This is a genomic window from Gemmatimonadaceae bacterium (assembly GCA_035633115.1).
Taxonomy (GTDB): domain Bacteria; phylum Gemmatimonadota; class Gemmatimonadetes; order Gemmatimonadales; family Gemmatimonadaceae; genus UBA4720.
Window position 1 is genome coordinate 35,006 of record DASQFN010000106.1, and the last position, 23,339, is coordinate 58,344.

Consider the following 23,339-nt stretch of genomic DNA (forward strand, 5'->3'; position numbering starts at 1 on the left):
ATGCTAGCCCATTGACATTATGTCAACCCATTGACATCTTGATCTCGTTCCCATCGGAGTGACGATGAAGCGACGAGAACCCGCGGACAAGCTCGGTAGCCGCGAACGCCAGATCATGGACATCATTTATCGGCGAGGTCAGGCGACTGCCGCCGAGATTCAGGCTGATCTGCCCGACCCTCCCAGCAACTCGGCTGTGCGCGGAATGTTGAGACTGCTCGAAGAGAAGGGTCACGTCAGCCACAAGACCGATGGCCCTCGTTACGTGTATCTCCCAACAGCCGATCCATCGACTGTCAGCCGGTCCGCTGTACGACATCTTGTTCGCACTTTCTTCGACAACTCCGCGGGCTCCGCTGTGGCCGCGATGCTTGGCATGTACGAGTCGCGCTTGAAGGACGAGGACCTCGATCGCCTCGAGTCTCTCATTGAGCAGGTTCGCAGCAAAGGAGGCACGCAATGATTCCCCTTCTTCCCCTCCCCGACTTCGTTGCCTCCGCGCTTTCGGGCGCTGGCTCTCCACCCGCATTTGTCGCCATGATCGTCGTAAAGGCGACTGTGGTGCTCGCCATTGGAGCTGTCGCCGCCGTTCTCGCTCGCCACGCTGGAGCTGCCGTTCGACACGCAATCGTCGCACTTACCCTCGCGGCCGCCCTGGGATTGCCGCTTGGAATGGTGGCTGCGCCGGCATGGAGAGTTGGAATTCTTCCACCGTTCACAGCGCGACAGGATGGGCCTGGCAAACCTGCGCCGGACTCTCGCGTCTCCTCCGCAACGGTGTCGCCGCCGGCAAGCACCGCTACAACATCGGAGTTGACGAGATCGTCTACCATCACGATTTCTTCGAGCTCGCCCGCGGTGATCGCACTTTCTTCGACGACATTGTCCCGCGTCGCCGATTTCTGGATTCCGATCGCGTGGCTCGTCGGGTTGCTGAGCGTTCTGGGGTGGATGATCGTTGGCCGAATCGGTCTACGCCGCGTCGCTGGTACCGCGACCGCACTCGAGACCACTGACTGGCGCATGCTAATGGACGAGGAGCGTGAACGCGCCGGCGTCGACGGTCCGGTCGCCGTGCTTTCGAGCACGCATGTCAGCACTCCTCTCGCGTGGGGAACACGCTCGCCGATAATTCTTCTTCCTGCCGAATCCTCGGAATGGCCGCGCGAGCATCGAGCCGTTGTTCTGCGGCATGAGCTTGCGCACATCGCTCGCGCCGACGCGCTGACGCAGATGCTGGCCGGTGTCACATGCGCCGTGTACTGGTTCCATCCGCTCGTCTGGGTCGCCGCGCGAAAGCTGCGCGCCGAGCAGGAGCGCGCCTGCGACGAGCGCGTGCTTTCGTCAGGGACGCCGCCCGCCGAGTATGCCGCGCATCTGCTCGAAGTCGCGCGCTCGGCCCGCGCGCTCGGCGCACATGGACTCGTATCACTCGCGATGGCTCGGCCGTCGCAGCTCGAGGGTCGGCTGCTCGCTGTTCTCAACCCGTCGAGCAGGCGACATCGCATCTCTCCGGCTGCAAGGATCGCCGGAATCACCGGCGCATTTCTCGTGTTCGTCGCGCTTTCTGCGTTCACGCCCATGCCGCGCGCCTCGGCGCTGCCCCGCGCCGTAACACCGACCATCATTGCGGCCCAGTTCGTCCCGCCTCAATCGCCGTTGTCCCCGGAAGTGAAGGCTGCATCCAGCTGGACCAGGACAGGTGCGACAAGAGTCGCGATGGATTCATCATTCGAGCGCAGCGTTGATGTTCGCGCCGGCGAGACCCTCGTCATCGATTTGAGAACCGGCGCCGGGTTGACGATCACCGCGTGGGATCAGAACAGAGTTCGCGTTCGCGGCAGACTTGGCGGGCGCAACTGGCGTGACACCGAAGTCGATCTCGAGCGGACGAGCTCCGGTGCGCGTCTTTCGTCGCGATACACGATGAGGTCAAGCTCTCAAAGCTCGAGTCATCACTTCGAGATTCGAGTGCCGAAGCGCTTCAACGTCCGAGTGTCGTCGGCTGGTGGAGGGATTTCCATCACTGGTGTTCGGGGTGAATTCACCGGAAGTACAGGCGGTGGTTCGATCCGCATCTCGGACGCAAGCGGGCGGGCCGGCCTCTCCACAGGGGGCGGATCGATCCGCGTCAACGACTCGAATCTTTCCGGATCGGTCGGCACTGGCGGCGGAAGCGTGCTGATCCAGCGCGTGCGAGGCGGCTTGCGCGGCAGCTCGGGAAGCGGTCCAATCGTGTATGGAAATGCCGAAGACGCTGACATCGTGTCGGCCGGAGGCAGCTCACGCATCAGCGATGACAAGGGCGGCGTGACAGTCGGAGCCGGCGGGAACGTCACGATCAATGAGAGGACCGGAGAGATCCGCGACAACAGCACCGGTCGCATCATTTACAGAAAGGCTGGCGGCCGCATCAGCATCGCCGAAGCGATGAATGGAGCCGATGTGCGAACCGAAGGAGGCTCGGTTTCCATCGGCCGCTCTGCCGGAGACGTGCGTGCTTTGACGGGCGGCGGGGACATCACTATCGGTCCGCTCGACGGCTCGGCGTCGGCGACGACCGGGGCGGGCGATGTGACGATCACCTTGCGCGGCGGTGGTCATCATTCGGTGGATGTCGCCTCAGGCAACGGTAAGGTGACGCTCGTGCTTCCTTCGAGCTTTTCAGGACGAGTAGAGCTGGAGACCGCGTACACCGAACGACACGGACGGACGCGCATTGAAAGTGACTGGCCGCTTTCGGTAACGGAAACGGATTTCTGGGATGATTCTCACGGGACTCCGCGCAAATTCGTTCGCGCACGTCAGGCGATTGGACGCGGGGGCGCTGGCTTGCTGAGGGTGAAGACCGTCAACGGCAACATAATCCTGCGGCGCGGAGACTAGCGGATCTTTTTCGGCGGGGCCTCACTGTCTACGGCGGCCCCGTGTCTCGAGATCGGCGTCGAATTCGCCTGGGAGTGGCCGACCGCGCGTCCTGTCATCTCTTCGGAACCCGACGGCTCGGCATCAGTTCATCGGGCAACGTTGCCAAAGTTCTCGCGTCCGCATCGGCTTTGACCGCGGAAAATAGCTCGCAGCACCCAATGCGGGAAACGGTGCTGCGACTATCGCGCGCTTCTTTCGTCGCGAATCTGTTCCTTGACGGCATCGGTTTGTGCTTCAATCCGGTGCAACACGTCACGAGGCTTGAGCTCCCTTAACAGCTCCTGGATTTCAGGGTCCTTGGCTTCTTCGATGCCCATACGTTCGCTCATCGCGGCGACGAGACGAAGGATGTGAGTGATCTCCTGCTCGGAGATGAGGCTCACTTGAACGTCGAGCTGATTGCGTACATCGGCGTTGTGGGCCATCCGAAGCTGCGCCATCAAGACAAAGATGGCGAGGAAGATCGCCTCCACCGCCGCAGTTGAACCGATGATAGTGAATGTCGGATCGAAGTTGCGTATTCCCGGAATCCATCCCAGGTCGACCGCTGCCCAGAGTCCATAAAGGACGACATGGAAATAGACAAAGTTCATCGTGCCGGCGAAGCGCCAGATGGCCATCGCGACGCGGTCGGCGGTCGGGCGGGCGCGCTCCTCCTCTGCGGCGTGCTCGATTACAGCACGCACGTTGCGGTCGAGAAGACGGGAGTCGCGCGGCGTCCCGGTTGACTCAGGCCGCTGCATTCCCGAATCCGCGGGCGAGTTAGTCAAGGGACAGCGGTCGAGGTCTAATCGAACTCGGCGCGGTCCGCGGATTGATCGCGGCCGACACGTCCCACTTCGATATGCGCTCTCGCGTAGTTCTCGGGCCTGACGGGGGCATCCGCCAGGCGCCTCAACAAGCTGAGCTGACCAGTATGAGTCAGTGCATCTGCAATCGGCGCCTGAAATATTTCCCCGGCCTTCGCCACGAGCGGCGCATCACCAGCGAGGTATGCGTCGAGAGCAGCCTGGGCGGCGAAGAATCGCTCGCAGTCGTCCTCCCAGGTGGTCGGCGGCGTCGTCTGCCAGTGCTTCTCCCCACGGGCGATCCACAATGCCCAGTCCAGGAGATCGGACATATGCGCGAGGATCTCTCCCGCAGTTCGGCTCCCTGCTGCAGCGCGCACGTCGGAGAATCCGTCGGGCGCACTTCGAAGGGGCTTCTCTGCGCGGTACGCCAGCGTGGCCAGCGTGTGACGGAGAAATCGGCGCTCCGCTTTGTCGCCGCCGACGTCACCATTTGGCGACCTGCTATCGGAAGAAGACGATGTCATCTGTCATTCCGGAAGGAAAGTTGACGCGCACGAACTATGGAACGAATGCACCCCATACGACATGCGAAGGTCGAATGGCTCGCTTGGATAGCAGGGGCGGGACTCGAACCCGCGACCCCGGCATTATGAGTGCCGTGCTCTAACCGGCTGAGCTACCCTGCCGTGTTCAATCTGCGAACAGCCGAATCATTAACGATTCGATCCGATTCGGCTACATCGCGCAAACGGCCGGCCCCTTTCGGACCGGCCGCGTTGCCAGATGGCGGGGGCGGGATTTGAACCCGCGACCTTCGGGTTATGAGCCCGACGAGCTACCAGGCTGCTCCACCCCGCGATAGAACGTGAAATTTAAACCCCCTGCCCGTCTAAACAACCCGCGACCCGTTATCCGTCCCTATCGTCGCCTCGCGGTGGCGGTATCCGCCGTGTCGCCGAACCGGTAAAGGATCTCCTTATCCCCTCGCACCATCCCGAATTCCTCGCGCGCGATCCGCTCCTGTGTCGCGCGATCGGATGCAATCGCCTTTGCCATCTTCTTCAACGAGTCCACCTGCCGGCGCAGCGAATCCGCCTGCGCGATCAGCTGCGCCCTCCTCTCCCGCTGGCGCCACAGGTCCATTGTGCTGTACTCCCCACCCTGAACGGCGAACAAGAGCCCGCCCAGCACGATGAGCGCAAAGATCAGCCGCTGGATTACTGGTCCCATTCAAAGACCGTAAATCGCGCCCGCGGGATACTCCGCCGAATCGCCCAGCATTTCCTCGATCCTCAGCAACTGATTGTACTTCGCTACGCGGTCGGTTCGGCTCGCAGAGCCGGTCTTGATCTGTCCGGCGCCTGTCGCAACCGCGAGATCGGCAATGAACGTGTCCTCCGTTTCGCCCGATCGGTGCGAGATGATCGACTGGTACCCGTTCGCGCGCGCCAGGTCTATTGCCTCCAGCGTCTCGGTGACTGTCCCGATCTGATTCAGCTTTATGAGTATCGCGTTGCCGACGTCTTCGGAGATCCCACGGGCAAGGCGCTCGGTATTCGTCACGAAGATGTCGTCACCCACCAGCTGGACACGATCGCCGAGCGCCGCAGTGAGCTTCGCCCAGCCTGCCCAGTCGTCCTCGGCTAGCCCGTCCTCGATCGAGACGATCGGGTATTCCTCGAGCCATTTCATATACATGTCGATCATGCCGTCTGCGTTGTGCGTCCCTGCCCCGCTCTTCTTGAATACATAGTTCTTTCCTTTGCAGAGCTCCGACGCCGCACAGTCGAGCGCGATGACGATCTCGGTTCCGGGCGCGTAGCCGGCACTTTCAATCGCCTCCACCACGACTTTGAGGGCGTCCTCGTCGCTCGCCAGATCCGGCGCGAAGCCGCCCTCGTCACCCACTCCCGTGGACAGCTTCCGCTTGACGAGAACTTTCTTCAGCGCGTGAAACACTTCGGCTCCCATCCGCACCGCATCGGCAAAATTGTCCGTGCCTATCGGGACGATCATGTACTCCTGGAAATCCACTGTATTGGTGGCGTGCGCTCCGCCGTTCAGGATGTTCATCATCGGGACGGGAAGAATTCGCGCGAGCGGCCCGCCGAGGTAGCGGTACAGCGGCATCCCCGATTCCTCGGCGGCAGCGCGAGCGGTCGCCATCGACACGGCGAGAATCGCATTCGCGCCGAGCTTCCCTTTGTTGGGCGTGCCGTCGAGCTCGATCATCGCGCGGTCGATCGCAACCTGGTCCGCCGCAACGAGCCCGTTCAGCGCCGGGGCGATTCGCTCCTCGACATTTTGAACGGCGAGCTGCACACCCTTTCCGCCGTACCGGTCTGCATCGCCGTCTCGCAGCTCCAGCGCCTCATGCTCTCCCGTGGACGCACCACTCGGCACTGCGGCGCGTCCAGTCGCTCCGCTCGCGAGCGTTACATCGGCTTCGATGGTCGGATTGCCACGGCTGTCGATAATTTCCCGCGCGCGAATATCTAGAATCGTTGACATGTAGGTTGGAAGTTCGTGAATGAGGCTACTCGGAATCGACCGTCTGCGGCTGGCGTCGAGACGGCTCGCTTTTGATTCCGTAGAGCGAATCGAGAGCATCGACTATTCGCGACCGAACGGTTTGGGCGAGCTCGTCGCGGTCCGAATAATCGAGTCCCGCCGTCGGCACCGGCTCGAGCAAATGTATATGAAGCGGCCCGGAGCGCACCAACATCGTGCCCTTCGCGAACACGTCGCGCGTTCCGTAGAGGAGAACGGGCACAATCGGCACGCCGGCAGCTATCGCGAGGACGAATGGCCCTTTCTTGAACTGTCGGATTGGATAGTCGTATCCGCGCGACCCCTCGGGAAAAACTACGACGGAGTTTCCCGCGCCAATTTTGCCCGCCGCTACGTCATACGCCGCGAACGCGGCTTTCCCCGCCTGTCGTTCGATTGGCACCATGCCGATCGCGCGAATCGCCGGTCCGAAAATCGGAACTTTGAAGAGCTCCGCCTTGGCGACGAACTTGTAACGCGGCAGCACAGACGCAAGCGCCGGAATGTCGAACCAGCTCAGGTGGTTCGACATGTAGATTCGCGGCTCACCACCCGTCATCAGCTCCGGACAGTGAACCTGGGTGGTGACTCCAGCTCCCCATAGGATGATGCGCGACCACACCCGAGGTGTGTGATCGAAGATGCCACCCTCTCGATCCTGAACACCAAAAAGTCCGGCAATCATTGCCGACAATCCGCCAATCGTAGTGACCAGCACACCGATCGTGGCGGCGAAGATCGTGCGAATCACGGATAAGACGATCATCGCTGGAACGTGTTCGGGACTGAAGATAGCGGCACCGAACGCTTATTCATGGCTCGAAGTGACGATATCCACTCGGCGTCGGAACCGGAGCGCCGTGGTCGAAGACGCGAACTACCGGCCGTCCCTGCTCCACCGCGCCGATCTCGGTGAGCGGCAGGCTGAATTCCTTGCGGAATGCGCGCGTATCGAGTGGTGCATGTGATGTGACCACGAGCTCGTATTCTTCGCCGCTCCCCGCTGCATCCTTCGCTGACACATCGGCCATTACAGGGATTCGATCGAGGCTTATCGAAATCGACACGCCGCTGGCGGCGGCAATGTGCGACAGGTCCGCGGCGAGTCCGTCGGAGATATCGATGGCCGAGGCCGCGCCATGCGCGGCGAGCCAAAGGGCTTCACGTATTCGAGGAACCGGGTGCGCGAAGCGCGCGCGTGCATCAGGCGAAGGGGTCTCGTTCGAGGTGAGTGCGAGCAGCGCGGCGCTCGGGCCGCCGAGGTTCCCTGTGACGTACACGCGGTCCCCTGCGCGCGCGCCACTGCGACGTAACGGATTGGCGGAATTTCCCAGCACGGTGACGGAGAGCGAAAGATCGCGGCCGTCACTCAGGTCACCGCCCAATATGCGAGTGGACGCCGCCTCGGTCGCTTCGCCGATTCCGTCGGCAATTTCATCCAGGCGGTCGCGCCACTCGGCCGGCAGAGTCATCGCCACGAGAACTCCCAGCGGCTCGGCGGCCATTGCCGCAAGGTCGCTCAACGACGCAGCCGTGGCGCGATATCCAATCTCCTTCGGTGTAAGCCATCCACGGCGGAAGTGCACGTTTTCAACGGATGCATCGGTGCTGATGACGAGCGACGCAATGGCACCGGGAACGAGAACAGCAGCGTCGTCACCGATTGCGTGAGCTTTGTTTCCCCATCGGTCGAGCATTCGGCGCACGAGGTCGAACTCGGTTCCCTCACGCAGTGATGTGTGATGGTGCGACTCAGCCTTGTCAGAAGCCACGGCAAGCCCGAGTTGCCTCAGCAGCGTTCATGGGACGCCCGGTAGACACGCCAACGTTTGCCCTTCGTTCGGGGCGACGGCCTCGTTCCACGCATCCGGCAACGCCAGGAGAATATCCTCGAGCGTCGTCCCGCGCACGGGCCCGCACAGCTCGGCCGCACGACCGTGAATGAATGCCGCCACTGCTGCGATCTCAGCAGGCGATCCCAGATTGCTTCCTGCTTGTTCGGTTGCCCCATTTTCGAGGGTGCTCGACGGCGCGATACCCTGAGCGAGAAGAGTCCCGACTATGCCGCTGAGAACGTCTCCGCTGCCGCCCGTCGCGAGCGCCGCCGTTCCTGCCGCGCTGACGAACCGCTGCCCATCCGGCCCAAAGATCACGGTTGGCGTTCCTTTGAGGAGCACCGCTCCGCCAATGTCGCGCGCCAGGTCAGTGCCAATGTCGAACCGGTTTTTCAGAACGTCTGCAGTTTCTCGCCCGAGCAGTCGCGCCAGTTCCGCTGGATGGGGCGTGATGATCGCCGGCCGGCCGCGCAACAGTTTGGCAAGCGAATCAGCATCGCCCTCGAATACGCTGAGCGCGTCCGCATCCACGACTGCCGGACCACGCCACGCAAGCAGAACTCGCTCGACGAGGTCGCGCACCTCGGAGGATCGGCCCAGCCCGGGTCCGATCGCCAGCGCGTCCGCGTCGTCGTTCAGTTTGGCGAGCGCAGTCGCGTCCGCGGGCCACCGCTGCACGAGGGCTTCGGGAAGTCCGACATGAATCGCCGCGATGTTCTCGGGCGCGACAGCGAGTCGAATCAGGCCGATTCCGCTCCGAAGTGCTCCCTTTCCCGCCAGGATCGCAGCTCCAGCCATGCCTTCGCCGCCGGCAACGATTGCAAGACGACGACGAGTTCCCTTGTGCGCATCCGCTGGAATCTCCGGAATTCGCTTCGCTACCCAGTCGTGATCAACAAGCAGTGGAAGCGAAGCGACGCGCGGTCCACTATCGAGCCCTATGTCGAGTACGACGATCTCGCCGGAAACGTCGCGTGCCAGCAGAAGACCACGCTTCAGCACGCCGAATGTCAGCGTGAGATCTGCCTCGACACACAGCTCGTGCTCACCGGTCGAGGCGTCGAGTCCAGACGGGACGTCGAGCGCAACAGTCGCCGCGCCGTCGCGGCCGGCGCGATTGATTATCTCGATTGCCGCGGCGATGGTGTCGCGCGGCTGACCGGACGATCCCGTGCCGAGCAAAGCATCGACAATAACCGGCGCATCGGCGATGTGGGGACTCTCAGACTCGACGCCCGGCCGGCCCTCGATATTCTCTGTCGGAACTCCGGCATCATGCTCCGCTGCCTGCGCTTCCTCGGTTTTTACCGGCGCGGCTTCGATCACGGTAACGGGGAAGCCGGCCTCGGCGATGCAGCGCGCGACAACCCAGCCGTCGCCGCCGTTGTTGCCCGGCCCGGTGAAAACAGTGGTGCCACCCGGGAGAATCAGCTTGAAGCGCCGGATTATTTCATCGGCGGCAGCGCGCCCGGCGCGCTCCATCAGCACCCGCGAAGTGGTGCCGGCGGCGATCGTCGCACGCTCGCACGCCACTGACTCAGCGGCGGTTGCTACGCGAGCGGGCATGATCTAGTTCGGGCTTGCGCTACGCGTTATACGCGCAGTTCCACGGGTAGTCGCGCTCGAACGCTCCGGCAAAATCGAACACGCCAAAGAACTCTTCTCGCGTGTCGTTCGGCAGCTTCGCCAGGAAGCCGAGATCGATGAGAGCAAATACGATCTCACCGATGTCGGAGGTGGAGTGGACTCCCCAGCGCTCGAGTACCATTCTCGACATTACTCCGTAACGCTCGAGAGCGAGGTCCCGGCAGGAATGCGAAAGCTCGGCCGCCGAAATATGCCGCCTGACGTCGAGCCGCTTCTGTGCATACTCGAGGGCTGACAGCACGAAGAGGTAGGCTTGCTCGTCGTACCGCGACTCTCGCACGCGAATGCGATCCATCACGCCTTCTCGAAACGCCAGCTCCGACACGCTAATCGGCTCCCCGTCCGTTGAACGATGTCGGATACAGCGGAAAACGCTGAGTCAGCTCGCGTACGTCCTCGCGCACGCGTGTCGCAAGACTGGCGTCGTCCGCTGCGGAGAGGACGGTATTGATCAGCTCGGCAATGCGGACCATCTCGGGCTCTTTCATCCCGCGAGTCGTGACCGCGGGTGTGCCGATGCGAATTCCGCTGGTCACGAAGGGAGACTGTGTTTCCTTCGGAACCGTATTCTTGTTGACGGTAATCCCCGCGAGGTCGAGCGCCTTCTCGGCGACCTTCCCGGTGAGATTTCGTGAGCGCAGATCCACCAGCATGAGATGCGTGTCCGTTCCTCCAGAGACAATTTCGAAGCCGTGACCAGCCAGAGCGGTCGCAAGCTCGCGGGCATTCGCGACAATCTGACCGCAGTACACCTTGAATGATGGGTCAAGAGCTTCCTTCAGCGCTACAGCCTTTGCGGCAATTACGTGCTCGAGGGGGCCTCCCTGCGTGCCGGGAAACATCGCCTTGTCCACTACTTTGGCGTGCTCGGCCCTGCACAGGATGAGCCCGCCACGCGGCCCGCGAAGAGTCTTGTGCGTTGTCGTCGTTACGGCGTCGGCATGTGGAATCGGCGACGGATGGTAGCCGGTCGCGACGAGACCGGCGATATGAGCCATGTCCACCACAAACTTTGCGCCGATCTCTCGCGCCACTTCGGCAAAGGGCTCGAATTCGATCGTACGCGCGTAGGCACTCGCTCCGGCGATGATCATCTTCGGACGCTCGCGCCGCGCAATCTCCTTCATCTGATCGTAATCGATGCGGCCGTCGTCGCCGACACCGTAATGAATGGCGTGGTAGAGAAGCCCGGAGAAATTCACGGGAGATCCGTGCGTGAGATGGCCGCCCTGTGACAGGTCGAGCCCGAGCACGGTGTCGCCCGGCTTCAGAAACGCCAGATAGACGGCGGCGTTTGCCTGCGCGCCCGAATGCGCCTGGACGTTCGCATGTTCTGCGTCGAACAGCTTCTTTGCGCGATCGATTGCCAGCTGCTCGACCTGATCGACGAATTCACAGCCGCCGTAGTACCGCTTTCCCGGAAGCCCTTCGGCGTATTTGTTCGTGAGCGGGGTGCCCATTGCCTCGAGCACCGCTTCAGACACGAAATTTTCGCTGGCGATGAGCTCGAGTCCTTCGCGCTGACGCTCGACCTCGCGCCTGATGATGTCGGCGACGTCCGCATCGTATTCGCTCAACGCTGGCATCTGAAGTCCTGCGCCCTGCTCAACTCCCTGCATTCACTCTCCTTCTCCCTCTCCTTCCAGATCGTCGATCTTCTCGACGCGTCGCATATGCCTGCCGCCATCGAACGGTGTCTCGAGCCACCGCTTCATCATTTCGACTGCCTGCTCCATGGAAACGAAACGCGAAGGTATCACCAGAACGTTCGAGTCATTGTGACGTCTTGAAAGCTCGGCAATCTCAGGCATCCACGACAGTGCCGCTCGCACATGCGGATACCGGTTGGCGACGATATCCACTCCAATGCCACTGCCACACAGCAGAATACCGCGCTTCGCCTCGCCGCGGGAGATCTTGCGCGCGAGCGGATGTGCGTAATCCGGATAGTCGTCATCGGAGATGCAGGACGGAGCGCCGAGGTCCTCGGGCGTGAACCCGAGCTTCGTGAGCTCGCGCTTCAAAACCTCCTTTTCCTCGAAGCCGGCGTGGTCGGCCGCGATAAGAATCGTTTCACTCGCTTGCGCTGCTGTCGAGGGACGGCCTCGCTCCTCTCCGCCACCGTCGCTCTGATCAGTTGGGCCGGTGCGCGCAGTCATGTCCTGGTTGCGTTTCGGAGCCGGCGCTCGGCCAATCGATCCGCCGCCTCATACGAGTGGATGCCATCTGTCTTTGCGATCTCGAAGACGCCGAGCACGGTGTCGTAAATCTCGTCGGCTTTGCTGAGCGCATGCTCGGAATCCCAGCCGGCCACTTCGCTGTACACGTTGATCACTCCCCCCGCATTCGCGACATAGTCCGGCGCGTACAGAATTCCGCGCTGCTCGAGCGCGTCGCCGTGCCGCTCCTCCAGGAGCTGATTGTTCGCACCACCGGCGACGATCTCGACCTCGAGCACCGGGACCGTCTCATCGTTGATGATCCCGCCCAGCGCGCAGGGCGCAAAGATATCCGCTGCAACACCATAGATCGCTTCGGGCTCCACTATCGTCGCCCCGGTCTCGGCGGCGACACGCTTCGCTCGCTCGGGATCGATGTCAGTGACCACGAGCTTCGCCCCAGCCTCGTGCAGCTCTAGCGCGAGATATCGACCGACGCTGCCGCAACCCTGAAGTGCGACAGTCTTGCCTGTAAGGTCGTCCGAGCCCCACCGCTCCTTTGCCGAGGCCTGGATCGCGCGAAACACGCCGTGCGCGGTAACCGGTGATGGATCGCCGGATTTTCCTGCAAGGCCTGCGACGTGATTGGTCTCCATGTGGACGAAGTCCATGTCAGAGGTCGAAGTACCAACGTCTTCCGCAGTTATGTATTTGCCGCCAAGACTTTCCACGAGGCGTCCGTGAGCGCGGAAAATTGCTTCACGGCTCGTCGTTCGATTGTCGCCGATGATGACGGACTTGCCGCCGCCAAGGTTCAAACCGGCGACAGCGTTCTTGTATGTCATTCCGCGGGAGAGCCTGAGCGCGTCGGTGATCGCCTCCTCGTCCGTCGCGTAACTCCAGAACCGCGTTCCCCCGAGAGCGGGTCCAAGTCGCGTGCTGTGAATTGCAACGATGCCGCGATAACCGGATTCCGGATCGCTGCCCATTGCAATCTCCTCGTGGCCCATCTCGGCGAGCTTGTCGAATAGTTCCATTTATTGGTTATGAGAAGTTCGTGAATTGCGCTCGACGGCCGGGTGCGGGCGCGTGATGCCAGACAGATCAATCATGGGCGTAGAGCTCGCGGGCGATGACAATGCGCTGGATCTCAGACGTACCCTCGTAGATCTCCGTGACCTTTGCGTCACGGAAATACCGCTCCACCGGATAGTCCTTGACGTAGCCGTACCCGCCGAAGATCTGCACTGCCTGATTGGCGCAGAACATCGCCGTCTCGCTCGCGAACAGCTTGGCCATCGAGCACGCCTGCTTCACGTTCGCGCCGCGATCCTTCGCCTGCGCGGCGAGGTGAAGCAGTGCCCGCCCCGCGCTGATTCGCGTCGACATGTCGGCGAGCTTGAACTGAATCGCCTGAAAGTCCCGGATCGGCGCATCGAACTGCCGGCGCTCCGCGGCGTAGGCAGTCGAAGCCTCCAGCGCCGCGCGCGCAATTCCAATCGCCTGAGCGGCGATGCCGAGTCTTCCCGCGTCAAGTGATTTCATCGCGTACACGAACCCGAGGTGCGGGTCCCCGAGCACGTTCGCGGCGGGAACACGCATGCCGTCGAAATTCAGCTGGACAGTCGGCGACGAGCGCAAACCCAGCTTGTCCTCCTTTTTCCCGACGTGAAATCCAGCGAGATCGGGAGTGACAATGAACGCCCCGATTCCCCGCGCGCCCTTTCTCTCCTCGCGCGTATCCGTCCGCGCCATTGCAATGATGACATCGGCATGGCTGCCGCTCGTGACCCAGCTCTTCGTGCCCGTGAGGATCCAGTCGTCTCCGTCGCGCAGAGCCTGCGTGGTGAGCGCGGCAGCGTCCGAGCCCGCTTCAGGCTCGGAAAGCGCGAACGCGCCGAGCAATTCGCCGCGCGCCATCGGAGGGAGGAACCGATCTTTCTGCGCGGTGCTCCCGAAACGCAGAATCATCTGCGTCGGAAGAGAGTTGTGCACGCTCATGAGAACGGCGGTGGAAGCATCCACCGCCGCGATCTCTTCGAGAGCAATCAGATATGTCGAGGTCTCGAGCCCGAGCCCTTCGTATTCTTCGGGAAGAAGCATTCCGAGGAAGCCAACCTCGCCCAGCTTCTTCACGATCGACGGGTCGAACCGGGACTCGTGATCGAGCTCGGCGGCGTACGGCGCGATCTCACGCTGCGCGAAATCGCGCGCGAGACCCTGAATCTCGCGCTGCTCCTCGGTCAGGTCGTGCAGAAGCCAGGTCACAACGTCATTGATAAGTGTAGAACCCGCGGCCCGTTTTTCGGCCGAGCCAGCCTGCTGCCACGTACTTCCTGAGAAGCGGGCACGGACCATACTTCGGATCGCCGAGGCCGTCGCGTAACACCTCGAGAATCGCGACGCAGGTATCCAGGCCGATCAGGTCCGCGAGAGCGAGCGGACCCATTGGATGATTCATCCCCAGAGTCATTACCTGATCGATAGCTTCCGCCTCGCCAACCCCTTCCATCAGGCAGTACACGGCCTCGTTGATCATCGGCATGAGCACGCGATTCGACACGAAGCCCGGGTAGTCGTTCACCTGAACGGGTGTCTTGCCAAGCTTGCGACTCAGCTCCACGACGCTGCTCGTCGTCTCGTCCGAAGTAGCCAGGCCACGGATGATTTCAACGAGCTTCATTACCGGCACGGGATTCATGAAATGCATCCCGACGATCTTTTCGGGACGGTTGGTATGGCGCGCAATCTCGGTGATGGAGATCGAGCTCGTATTGCTGGCCAGTATGGCGTGAGGCCCGGCGATTTTGTCGAGGTCGCCGAAGACTCTGAACTTGAGATCCTTGTTCTCCGTCGCGGCCTCGACGATGAGCGTCGCATCTTTCGCACTCTCCAGCTTCTCACTCAGCTCCACTCGTCCGAGCGTTTCCGCTGAGGCTTCCGCGGAGATCGTTCCTTTTTTCACCTGGCGGTCGAGATTTTTCCGGATCGTGGCCTGGCCGCGCTCGAGCGCCTCACGGGAGACGTCGATCATCGTCACCGGATATCCCGATTGCGCGAACACGTGCGCGATGCCGTTTCCCATTTGCCCGGCTCCGACGACGACAACTCGCTCCTCCATTCATTTCTCCAGGCGCCGCAGGCGCCGCGCGTAGATGTAGATCACAACCGCGAACATCGAGACCGCAGCCCCCAGTCCACCTTCCGGCCCCCACCCGCCACCAGTCAGCCAGTCGGGTCCCGCATCGACCACCCGATAATCCGGGGCCAGAACCGGAATCCCGCTCACGGGCGTGTGGAGTCCCGCTGCCATCACCCAGTTCCAGGCGAAATGCACGGCGATTGTCGCGTAAAGACTCCCCGTCGCAAGCAGCACCGCGCCCAGAAAGAATCCGGCAAGCATGACGAGGAGAACCGATTCCGCATCCGCTCCCGGATTCGGAACGTGAAACAACCCGAAAACTATGCTTGTCGCAATGAGGGTCCACCGCCAGCCGATCGATTCGCGAAGCGCCGCGAAGATGTAGCCACGAAGCAGAAGCTCCTCGCCTACCGCCGCTGGAAGAAGATTGGCAAAGGTCAGGCCGGTTGCAGCCCACCAGCTTCCAGGAGCGGCGGGAACAGCGCGTAACTGTCCCATTGCCATCAGGAGCAGCGACGGTAGTGCGATCGCCAGCGCCCCCAGAAGCGCATAGCGTGCGAGCAATCGCGGGCTCGCCGCGTGCGCGCCAAGGCCGACGTAATCCCACGATTTGTTGTCGACCCAGAAAAGCAATGCGGCAGTTGCTATTACCGCGCCAAGCGCAAAGCCCCACTCCGAGACAAGCGGCCGGTAGCCGGCGGCGAGTGCGGCGCTGTCGAGAAAGGCCTCGAGCGTGATCGTGACAGCGACGGCCATGAACAGCACGACCATGAACAGGAGGATCCGCCACGGAGCACGGAGGCGGCCGTCCGGCGTGAGCAGCAGAGCACTGCCGTTCATTTTCAGGAATTAGATGACTGTGCGCGCCGGGCTGCGCGAGGTCAAACGGACGCCGGCGTCAGCGAAACTCTAGCTGGTGCGCTCGACACTCAATGCGACCGCGTCGCCACCACCAAGGCAGAGCGTGGCCAGTCCGGTGCGGGCTCCGCGATCCTTCATGGCGTAGAGCAGCGTGGTCAGCACCCGCGCACCGCTTGCTCCGATTGGATGTCCAAGCGCGATCGCGCCACCGTTTACGTTCACACGCTTCCAGTCCCAGCCGAGACCAGTACCGTCGGCAATTGCCTGCGACGCGAAAGCTTCGTTTGCCTCGATGAGATCGAAATCGCCAATGCTCTGCCCGGTTTTCTTCATCAGGTTCTGCACCGCGAAGATCGGGGCGAAGAACAGCTCCTCCGGCTCGGTGGCGCCAGTCGCGTACGCGGTGATGCGGCCGAGAATCTCCAGGCCATTCGCTTCCGCGTACTCTTCGGAGACGACGACGCAGGCGGACGCGCCGTCGTTCAGACTCGATGCGTTGCCCGCCGTTACCGAAAGGTCGGCGTTGTCCCCTTTTCCCGGAAAAGCCGGCCGAAGCTTGGCGAGCGTATTCATTGTGGTGTCCTTCCGGGGGCTCTCGTCGGTGTCCACGACGGTCGTGCCTTTCTTCGTCGTGATCTTTACGGCGACGATCTCGTCCTTGAACCTGCCGGCCTCGATCGCCTCGATCGCTTTCCTGTGCGATGCCTCCGCGAACGCGTCCTGATCCTCTCGTGTTACGCCGGCCTTTCTCGCTGTATGCTCCGCATGGCGGCCCATATGGACGTTGCACGACGAGCACCACAGTCCATCCTTTATCATGCCGTCGACCATCTGCTGGTCGCCGAGCTTCACACCGTTTCGCATTCCATACACATAGTAGGGAGCGTTGGACATCGATTCCTGTCCGCCGGCGACGATGACCTGGTTGTCGCCCGCTTTGATCGACTGCGCTGCCAGCATCACTGACTTGAGGCCGGATCCGCAGACCTTGTTTATGGTGACAGCCGAGACGGTGGCCGGCACTCCAGCTTTCAGCGCGGCTTGCCGCGCGGGCGCCTGGCCTGTTCCACCCTGAATTACCTGCCCCATGATGACTTCGTTTACCGCGTCGGGCGCGACATTCGCGCGGCGAAGGGCTTCCCGAATCGCGATTGCTCCCAGCTCTGGCGCCGAAAGTGCCGAGAGCCCGCCGAGAAATTTTCCAATAGGCGTTCGCGCAGCGGAGACGATTACAGGGGTCCGGGATTTATCAGGCATTACCGAAAGCTAATCGAGTTATTCGGGCGCTTCCCCCAGGCGACGGGTTCCGGCGGCCGCGGCATCCTCTTCCCGCCTTGAAGGAAGCGAGAAGGCGAACACCGCCCCGCCGGTCTCCGGAAACTCGGCCCATGCGCGACCCCCGAGTGATTCGACAGTCTCCCGTACTATGTTCAGACCAAGCCCGGATCCATCGACGTCGGTGACGGTTTCTTCGTGGGCGCGGTAGAACTGTCGGAACAGCTCGGCCCTCGATCCCACCGGCACGCCGATGCCGTTATCCCGTACAAGAACGACAAGCTCGCCAGAACCACTCGGCCCGCCGCCGAAGTCGAAGTTTGCCGAGATCTCCACCCATCGATCGGATTTCGACGGGTCGGAGTATTTGATCGCATTCGAGATGTAGTTCACCAGGCAAAGCTCAGTCGCCGCAGCGTCCACCTCGATGGGCGGAAGGTCGTCAGCGATCCGCACGTCGATGCCTTTTGCCTGCGACTGAGTGCGCAACTGTCTCACAGCTTCGGCTGTCGCCTGAGGCAGCAGCACGTTGCGGCGTTGCCGCGAATCGGACTCGATACGCGAGAGTGCTTCGAGGTTGCCCATGAGCTGCTGCAGGCTGCGGGCATTCTCGACGATTATCTGCTGGAAGTCGGCTCGCTCGTTTTCCTTGAGCCAGGGCTCCTGAAGCAGGTGGCCGGCCCCGCTAATGGCCCCGACTCGATTCTTCAATTCGTGCGACACCATTCGATTGAAGCGACGCAATCTCGATTCGCGATCCTTGATGCGGTCCCCCGAGAGCCTGAGGAACTGCATCGTCGTAGCCTGCCTCATCAGCTCGAGGGCATGTGAGATACGCTGCCAGCTCAGCAGCAGATCGCGTGGCGTGCCGGTGATCCTTCCACTGTCGACACTTTCCAGCACGAACGCGCAGAGTATGGCGCCCAGGATCTCGTGCTCCTTGAGTATCTGGTAAGCGTCGAACCCCTGCGAGTGCCGCAGGGCACCCAGCTCCATGGCCTTCGCGACCACAGGGGCGTTTTCATTCAGGTCGCTCTCCGGATTCTCCAGATAATCCGCCACTCCGTCGATCAGCAGAGGGACGTGATTGAGCAGATCGTCGGTTGGGAAGATGTCTTCCCGCTTTAGGGTCACGCGGGCGTTGATTCTCTCGAGCCAGCGCGCGACCAGGTCTTCTCGCGAGCCTCGCAGCGCGTCGGCAAGGTTGGCGGCGAGCAACCGTGGATAGGTCACGAATGTTCGATTGGAGTTGGCTGTCGGTGGCGATCGACCCACCACGTAAGAAGCAAAGTTATTGCAGTTGCGACGAGCGCGCTGATCCAGATGACCCGCACCGAGGGTGGTGCTGCGCCCATGGCCGCGTCGGCCAGATACGCGACCAGAAACAGCAGAACCAGAAACCAGAATCCCCACTTGCCCTGCCCGTCACGGGCTCGCGTTGCACGCGCATAAATCCACACGCCAATCGCAAACATCGCCAGCTCGACGGCTATCGTCAGCGCGGGAGAATTCCACAGGCCAAGACCGAACATCGCTCCCCCCGGATACATCGCCATGTCCGGTCCATGGGTGATCCAGTCCAGCACCCAGTGGCTCGCGACCAGCGCGGCAAGGACGACCGCGCCGCGGGAATCCTTCGTGAGCGCGAGGTAGAGCCCGCCGAAAAGCGCGCCCCACATGACGAGCATCACAAGCGTATGAGAGTAGGGATAGCTGACGAAGTGGAGCGGCGTTGACACGGTGTTGCCCGGGTCGATCACAACCTCCTCCGCTCCCAGCGCCAGGAAGACTGGCCAGAGAATGTCGGCGAACACACAAGCCGCGAAGAGCGTCGGCAACGACGTTTTCGGCGTTGCTTTCTTTGCCGCAAATCCCAACGAAGTGCCCGATGAACATCGCTATGAGTTGAGAAGACGCCGAACGACTTGCACCAGCGATTGTGGAAGGGTATCCGGACGGCGCAGTACGGAATAGGCTCCCGGCCCGAAAGTTCGCTGGATGTAGACGGGTGCGTCGCGATCAACCGTCACGCAGAAAGGATGCGCTCCCTGCAGCCGAACCTCAGCGACGGCCTGCCGTGTATCCTCGATTCCATACCTGCCTTCGTACTCGTCAATGTCGTTCGGCTTTCCGTCCGACAAAACAAGAAGCAGGCGATGACGAGCACTCTCGCGCATCAACGAACCCGTGACGTGACGGATAGCCGCACCGAGCCGGGTGTAGCGATCGTGCTCGAGACCGGCGATGCGGCGGCGAGCGGCCTCGTCATACCGTTCGTGGTAGCCTTTCACCAGAAGAACGGATACTCCACGAGGGCCCTCACCTGAAAATGCAGAAACGCTGTAACGATCGCCGATGGCGTCGAGGGCCTCGCAAACTAGAACAAGAGCCTCTTTTTCGACCTCGATGACGCGGCGATTGTCGGACAGCCAACTGTCGGTTGAACCGCTGATATCCACGAGGATGCTTACGGCGATATCCCTTCGACCCCGGCGAACCGACTGGTACAGGTGATCGTCCGATGACAATCCCGCACAGACGTCGGCCTGCGAGGTCACATACGCGGAAATGTCGACATCCTCACCGTCAAGCTGCCGGCCAAGCCTCAGCCGCTGTGATCGCAAGCGCTCGAACTGACGCCGAACTTCACGAATCTCACGCGCGCGTTTGCGCAACACCGAGGCAACCCAACTCGAGTCTCCGACGAAGGCGACGGATTCCCGCACCACCGCGTGTGCCGGTCGATATGCCGCAGTCCGCCAATCCCATTCCGGATAGGAAATGCCGCTGGCGTCGCGTGACCGAGTAATAACGTGAGGGCGCGAAGCGGGTGGGTCCTCGCTCAGCAGTATCTCTGAAGCGATTCCAGGTCGCGTGACGAGACGAGCTTCGGGCAGCTCCGAGAGCGAATCCGCGAGGTCGTCTGCGTCAGCGTTTTCGTCCCGATCGGCGGGTCGCTGCAGTCCTCCGGGGTCCTCGACGTGCTGCTGCGGATCGTCGAGCTGGATCATCGACATTCCCATCGACACGTCGTCCTCTCCTTCCTCCGCCGGTCGCACGGATGGCCGGCGTCGCATCGTGCGCGTCCGTTCGGACCTCGCGATCTTGTCGTGATCGTCCGGCGCCGTGGGCGTACCAGCGGGACGTGCCGCCGGCCGCGTCGCCCTTCCCCACAGGATCACAGATGGGAGCCCTCGATAACGACCGGGCAGCGACTCGAGACTCTTCGCCTCGTGAGTTGCCCACAGCAGCGAATGCATCGGTGCAGCCGCGAGCGCCATTCCCGGTGGGGGGCTCGCGGGATGCGACTCGAGCACCAGACGGAGCATCGATTCGACCTGACGCTCGCGCGGCGTGAGCAGTGAAAGCCGAGGCCGCAGCGCACGCGCGATCCGCCGGCCCTCGATCAGCACAGGCACGAGACCCGGAACATCGCGAGTCAGCGCATGATCGACTGCCACGGCCTCGCTCAGCTCAAACAAATCCTGAAGCTCGAGTGAAAATGTCGCCTCGAGGAGGTCCGCAGTTCCGCGGCGGGCTCGAGCGGCCTGCTCGATTGCCATCAACCGATAGAAATCGTAGCTGGCAGCCGCATTATTGATTTCAATGGTTCGGGGAAGGCGGATCCGCTCGCCATCGGTACTTGGAATCGCCGCTTCCTCGAGAAGATGGCGAGGAATACGGCGCGCCACTCGCGCAGCAAGCGAAGGTCTTGCGCGTGACTCTGCGGCGACGATTGGAGGCACGTCCCCGTACAGCGCCACAGTGAGCCACTCGAGTCGCTTTCGGACGTCTGCCAGCTCGAGCTGTGGAGTTCCGGCCGTGTGTCTGCGCCAGAGCGCGGCCACATATGACGTCGCTGCGTGGGCTCCCTCGAGGACTACGTCTTCGGGCTCTGACATACAAGGAGCTGACTCAGCTCAGGCGATTACGGCGGAGACCAGATCGCGGAGCGCGCCAAGGAGTTCGGGGTCATCACTCAGTGGTGCGACGAGTGCGGAGCGGCATGCGTCGATCGGTGGAATTCCTTCCGCGATGAGACGCGCCGTCGCGACCAGCAGGCGGGTACTCGGGACTTCAACGAGCCCCCGGTCTTTCAGATTGCGCATTCGGGCAGCGAGCGCGACGAGGGACCTGGCTGTCGGCTCATCGACCCCACCCTCGTGCTGGACAATCCGCCATTCCAATTCGTTGCGCGGAAAATCAAAATCGATAGCAACGAACCGCTGCCTCGTGCTCGGCTTCAACTCCTTCAGCACATTCTGATAACCGGGATTGTACGAGATGACGAGCTGGAATCCTTCAGCTGCTTCGATCAGCTCTCGTGTCTTTTCGAGCGGCAGCAATCTCCGGTCATCGCTCAGCGGGTGGATGACGACGATCGTATCCTGCCTCGCTTCGACGATTTCATCGAGGTAGCAGATTGCGCCGAGGCGTGCCGCGAGAGTCAGCGGGCCGTCCTGCCAGACCGTGTCGCCTCCTCGAACCAGATACCGCCCGGTGAGATCGCTCGCCGACAAATCGTCATGGCATGCCACAGTCACGAGCGGACGCCCGAGTCTCCACGCCATGTGCTCGACGAAGCGCGTCTTGCCACAGCCGGTCGGTCCTTTCAGCATCACACTCAGGCCGCGCTGATGGCATTTCTCGAAGAGAGAAACCTCGTCGGCAGTCGGCAGGTAGTACGGTTCCGATTCGAGATATCGTAGCCCGTCGTGGAGCAACGAGCGCTCGCGCCGCTTTTCTGAGTCGTGAGCGGCCGGCAATGCCATCAATCAGGCGGCTGTTGGCGCAAGAGCGGCCTCGGAAGGCTCGGCGAGCGCCGGCGCCCGAAGAGGCGGATAGCGGAAGAAATCCCACAGGAAGAGTCCGACACCGACCGTGAAGATCGTGCCCGCTCCGATCACCATCAGGAAATGAACCTGGATCTTGAGCTGAGTCTCCAGGAACCCGAGTCCCATTATTCGCTCGAGATACGTTTGCACGATCCCGGCGGCAGCGAAGGCCATCGTCATGCCGAACATCCCGATGGTCTGCATCCAGAATGCCCAGTAACCCACCGAACTTTCCTTCTCCGCTTCAGCGCGGCCGGTAAAGTGCGGCATTACAAAACTGATGAGCGCGAGATTCACCATCACGTACGCGCCGAAGAACGCCGAGTGAGCGTGCATCGTCGTAATGTGGGTGCCGTGAGTCCATTTGTTGACCGCCGGCCAGGTGTGGGCCAGGCCGAGTAGGCCGGCACCGAACGCGGTATAGATCGCGCTTCCGATGGTCCAGTGCAGCGCGAGCTTGTTCGGATGCGCGAACCCTGAGCGGCGCATTGCGTAATAAGCGAACGTCGCCATTCCGAAAAGCGCGAGCGGTTCGAGTGCGCTGAAGAAGCCACCGATGGGAAGCCAGTATTTTGGGACGCCGACCCAGTAATAATGGTGAGCTGTACCGAGAATCCCGGCAATGAAAACGAGGCCGACGATCACGTAGAGCCATTTTTCCATCATTTCCCGGTCTACGCCGGAAAGACGGATGAGGAGGTAGGAGATCAGGCCGGCCTGAATCATCTCCCAGACGCCTTCCACCCAGAGGTGAACGGTCCACCACCGATAGAAGATGCTGATCGTATAGTTGTTGAACTGAAGGAGCGCGGGCAGGTAGAGCAAAGCCGCCAGCACCAGGCCCGCTGTGAGGACACCTTCGGTCGTTGTCCAGCGACCTGCCTTTCTGATCGTCATCAAAAGGTTGTACAGGAACATCAACATTACTACGACGATTCCCACCTTCAGCGGGAAGGGCTGTTCCAGAAGCTTGTTTCCCGCGGTCCAGCCAAAGATGTATCCCACGACAATCGTCACGCCGAGAAGCGACCAGATTCCGAGCTGCCAGTAGGCAAGTCGCTCGCTGTGAATCTCGGTTCGCGATTCCTCGGGAATGACGTAGTAGGCGGACCCCATGAAACCGGTGAGGACCCAGAAGATGAGCAGATTCGTGTGCAGCGCTTTCACCGTGTTGAACGGCAGAACATTCAGGAGAGGATCCGGGCCGAGATACTTCGCTGCCGCGAGCAGGCCGAAAACCATCTGCAGACCGAATAACAGCATTGCGACCACGAAGTAGGGATACGCTATCCACTGTGAACGAAAGCGCATTGATG

The 23,339-nt window shown here is 61.8% G+C and carries 22 protein-coding genes and 2 tRNA genes; 2 read left to right on the forward strand and 22 right to left on the reverse strand.

Going from position 1 to position 23,339, the window contains the following annotated elements; genetic code table 11:
• Positions 1-64 precede the first annotated feature (64 nt).
• Positions 65-463 carry a BlaI/MecI/CopY family transcriptional regulator gene (locus VES88_14035; protein HYN82610.1) on the forward strand — a complete coding sequence of 133 codons (399 nt, stop codon included), beginning with the start codon at positions 65-67 and terminating at the stop codon, positions 461-463.
• Positions 460-2,886 (forward strand): M56 family metallopeptidase, encoded by a 2,427-nt coding sequence (locus VES88_14040; protein HYN82611.1) that lies wholly within the window; start codon positions 460-462, stop codon positions 2,884-2,886. Before VES88_14035 ends, VES88_14040 begins: the two co-directional genes overlap by 4 nt.
• A 221-nt stretch (positions 2,887-3,107) precedes the next feature.
• On the opposite strand, the gene VES88_14045 is transcribed toward VES88_14040, so the two are convergent.
• The 22 genes from VES88_14045 to VES88_14150 form a co-directional block, all read right to left on the reverse strand.
• On the reverse strand, positions 3,108-3,671 hold the full coding sequence (locus VES88_14045; GenBank protein ID HYN82612.1) for a DUF1003 domain-containing protein: 564 nt from the start codon (positions 3,669-3,671) through the stop codon (positions 3,108-3,110).
• 44 nt (positions 3,672-3,715) lie between these two features.
• Positions 3,716-4,243 (reverse strand): hypothetical protein, encoded by a 528-nt coding sequence (locus VES88_14050; GenBank protein ID HYN82613.1) that lies wholly within the window; start codon positions 4,241-4,243, stop codon positions 3,716-3,718.
• Positions 4,244-4,331: 88 nt separating this feature from the next.
• A tRNA-Met gene (locus tag VES88_14055) sits at positions 4,332-4,405 on the reverse strand.
• A 98-nt stretch (positions 4,406-4,503) separates the two neighbouring features.
• A tRNA-Met gene (locus tag VES88_14060) sits at positions 4,504-4,577 on the reverse strand.
• A gap of 60 nt (positions 4,578-4,637) precedes the next feature.
• The gene (locus VES88_14065) at positions 4,638-4,949 is read right to left on the reverse strand and encodes a septum formation initiator family protein (GenBank protein HYN82614.1); all 312 of its coding nucleotides are present in this window, start codon (positions 4,947-4,949) and stop codon (positions 4,638-4,640) included.
• Positions 4,950-6,230, reverse strand: a complete 1,281-nt coding sequence (gene eno / locus VES88_14070; protein ID HYN82615.1) for a phosphopyruvate hydratase — start codon at positions 6,228-6,230, stop codon at positions 4,950-4,952. It abuts the gene before it with no gap.
• A 25-nt stretch (positions 6,231-6,255) separates the two neighbouring features.
• Positions 6,256-7,035, reverse strand: a complete 780-nt coding sequence (locus VES88_14075) for a lysophospholipid acyltransferase family protein (GenBank protein HYN82616.1) — start codon at positions 7,033-7,035, stop codon at positions 6,256-6,258.
• A gap of 46 nt (positions 7,036-7,081) precedes the next feature.
• On the reverse strand, positions 7,082-8,041 hold the full coding sequence (gene thiL, locus VES88_14080) for a thiamine-phosphate kinase (protein ID HYN82617.1): 960 nt from the start codon (positions 8,039-8,041) through the stop codon (positions 7,082-7,084).
• A gap of 27 nt (positions 8,042-8,068) precedes the next feature.
• A complete protein-coding gene (locus VES88_14085; protein HYN82618.1) occupies positions 8,069-9,670 on the reverse strand; it encodes an NAD(P)H-hydrate dehydratase in 1,602 nt (533 codons plus the stop codon).
• 19 nt (positions 9,671-9,689) lie between these two features.
• Positions 9,690-10,046, reverse strand: a complete 357-nt coding sequence (locus VES88_14090) for a Minf_1886 family protein (GenBank protein ID HYN82619.1) — start codon at positions 10,044-10,046, stop codon at positions 9,690-9,692.
• A 31-nt stretch (positions 10,047-10,077) separates the two neighbouring features.
• Positions 10,078-11,370: a serine hydroxymethyltransferase gene (gene glyA, locus VES88_14095; GenBank protein ID HYN82620.1), complete on the reverse strand. Its 1,293-nt coding sequence runs from the start codon at positions 11,368-11,370 to the stop codon at positions 10,078-10,080.
• Positions 11,371-11,910: an RpiB/LacA/LacB family sugar-phosphate isomerase gene (locus VES88_14100; GenBank protein ID HYN82621.1), complete on the reverse strand. Its 540-nt coding sequence runs from the start codon at positions 11,908-11,910 to the stop codon at positions 11,371-11,373. It lies immediately after the preceding gene.
• The gene (locus VES88_14105; protein HYN82622.1) at positions 11,907-12,947 is read right to left on the reverse strand and encodes a Glu/Leu/Phe/Val dehydrogenase; all 1,041 of its coding nucleotides are present in this window, start codon (positions 12,945-12,947) and stop codon (positions 11,907-11,909) included. Before VES88_14105 ends, VES88_14100 begins: the two co-directional genes overlap by 4 nt.
• Before the next feature lie 67 nt (positions 12,948-13,014).
• Entirely contained in the window at positions 13,015-14,178 is a 1,164-nt protein-coding gene (locus VES88_14110) for an acyl-CoA dehydrogenase family protein (GenBank protein ID HYN82623.1), read from the reverse strand.
• Positions 14,179-14,182: 4 nt separating this feature from the next.
• A complete protein-coding gene (locus tag VES88_14115) occupies positions 14,183-15,031 on the reverse strand; it encodes a 3-hydroxybutyryl-CoA dehydrogenase (protein HYN82624.1) in 849 nt (282 codons plus the stop codon).
• A complete protein-coding gene (locus VES88_14120) occupies positions 15,032-15,892 on the reverse strand; it encodes a type II CAAX endopeptidase family protein (protein HYN82625.1) in 861 nt (286 codons plus the stop codon). It lies immediately after the preceding gene.
• 69 nt (positions 15,893-15,961) lie between these two features.
• Positions 15,962-17,170, reverse strand: coding sequence for an acetyl-CoA C-acetyltransferase (locus VES88_14125; GenBank protein ID HYN82626.1), 1,209 nt, complete (start codon positions 17,168-17,170; stop codon positions 15,962-15,964).
• Positions 17,171-17,188: 18 nt separating this feature from the next.
• Positions 17,189-18,421, reverse strand: a complete 1,233-nt coding sequence (locus tag VES88_14130; GenBank protein ID HYN82627.1) for a sensor histidine kinase — start codon at positions 18,419-18,421, stop codon at positions 17,189-17,191.
• Positions 18,418-19,065: a hypothetical protein gene (locus tag VES88_14135; protein HYN82628.1), complete on the reverse strand. Its 648-nt coding sequence runs from the start codon at positions 19,063-19,065 to the stop codon at positions 18,418-18,420. Before VES88_14135 ends, VES88_14130 begins: the two co-directional genes overlap by 4 nt.
• Before the next feature lie 21 nt (positions 19,066-19,086).
• A complete protein-coding gene (locus tag VES88_14140; GenBank protein ID HYN82629.1) occupies positions 19,087-21,090 on the reverse strand; it encodes a VWA domain-containing protein in 2,004 nt (667 codons plus the stop codon).
• Positions 21,091-21,108: 18 nt separating this feature from the next.
• Positions 21,109-21,960 (reverse strand): CbbQ/NirQ/NorQ/GpvN family protein, encoded by an 852-nt coding sequence (locus tag VES88_14145; GenBank protein HYN82630.1) that lies wholly within the window; start codon positions 21,958-21,960, stop codon positions 21,109-21,111.
• Between the two features lie 3 nt (positions 21,961-21,963).
• The gene (locus tag VES88_14150) at positions 21,964-23,334 is read right to left on the reverse strand and encodes a cbb3-type cytochrome c oxidase subunit I (GenBank protein HYN82631.1); all 1,371 of its coding nucleotides are present in this window, start codon (positions 23,332-23,334) and stop codon (positions 21,964-21,966) included.
• Between the last annotated feature and the right edge of the window lie 5 nt (positions 23,335-23,339).

What these genes read in the sequence shown, in the direction of transcription:
- VES88_14035 (HYN82610.1), top strand. Translation starts at nt 65, where the DNA reads ATGAAGCGACGAGAACCCGCGGACAAGCTCGGTAGCCGCGAACGCCAG.
- VES88_14040 (HYN82611.1), top strand. Translation starts at nt 460, where the DNA reads ATGATTCCCCTTCTTCCCCTCCCCGACTTCGTTGCCTCCGCGCTTTCG.
- VES88_14045 (HYN82612.1), bottom strand. Translation starts at nt 3,671, where the DNA reads ATGCAGCGGCCTGAGTCAACCGGGACGCCGCGCGACTCCCGTCTTCTC.
- VES88_14050 (HYN82613.1), bottom strand. Translation starts at nt 4,243, where the DNA reads ATGACATCGTCTTCTTCCGATAGCAGGTCGCCAAATGGTGACGTCGGC.
- VES88_14065 (HYN82614.1), bottom strand. Translation starts at nt 4,949, where the DNA reads ATGGGACCAGTAATCCAGCGGCTGATCTTTGCGCTCATCGTGCTGGGC.
- eno (HYN82615.1), bottom strand. Translation starts at nt 6,230, where the DNA reads ATGTCAACGATTCTAGATATTCGCGCGCGGGAAATTATCGACAGCCGT.
- VES88_14075 (HYN82616.1), bottom strand. Translation starts at nt 7,035, where the DNA reads ATGATCGTCTTATCCGTGATTCGCACGATCTTCGCCGCCACGATCGGT.
- VES88_14085 (HYN82618.1), bottom strand. Translation starts at nt 9,670, where the DNA reads ATGCCCGCTCGCGTAGCAACCGCCGCTGAGTCAGTGGCGTGCGAGCGT.
- VES88_14090 (HYN82619.1), bottom strand. Translation starts at nt 10,046, where the DNA reads ATGGATCGCATTCGCGTGCGAGAGTCGCGGTACGACGAGCAAGCCTAC.
- glyA (HYN82620.1), bottom strand. Translation starts at nt 11,370, where the DNA reads ATGCAGGGAGTTGAGCAGGGCGCAGGACTTCAGATGCCAGCGTTGAGC.
- VES88_14100 (HYN82621.1), bottom strand. Translation starts at nt 11,910, where the DNA reads ATGACTGCGCGCACCGGCCCAACTGATCAGAGCGACGGTGGCGGAGAG.
- VES88_14105 (HYN82622.1), bottom strand. Translation starts at nt 12,947, where the DNA reads ATGGAACTATTCGACAAGCTCGCCGAGATGGGCCACGAGGAGATTGCA.
- VES88_14115 (HYN82624.1), bottom strand. Translation starts at nt 15,031, where the DNA reads ATGGAGGAGCGAGTTGTCGTCGTCGGAGCCGGGCAAATGGGAAACGGC.
- VES88_14120 (HYN82625.1), bottom strand. Translation starts at nt 15,892, where the DNA reads ATGAACGGCAGTGCTCTGCTGCTCACGCCGGACGGCCGCCTCCGTGCT.
- VES88_14125 (HYN82626.1), bottom strand. Translation starts at nt 17,170, where the DNA reads ATGCCTGATAAATCCCGGACCCCTGTAATCGTCTCCGCTGCGCGAACG.
- VES88_14140 (HYN82629.1), bottom strand. Translation starts at nt 21,090, where the DNA reads ATGTCAGAGCCCGAAGACGTAGTCCTCGAGGGAGCCCACGCAGCGACG.
- VES88_14145 (HYN82630.1), bottom strand. Translation starts at nt 21,960, where the DNA reads ATGGCATTGCCGGCCGCTCACGACTCAGAAAAGCGGCGCGAGCGCTCG.
- VES88_14150 (HYN82631.1), bottom strand. Translation starts at nt 23,334, where the DNA reads ATGCGCTTTCGTTCACAGTGGATAGCGTATCCCTACTTCGTGGTCGCA.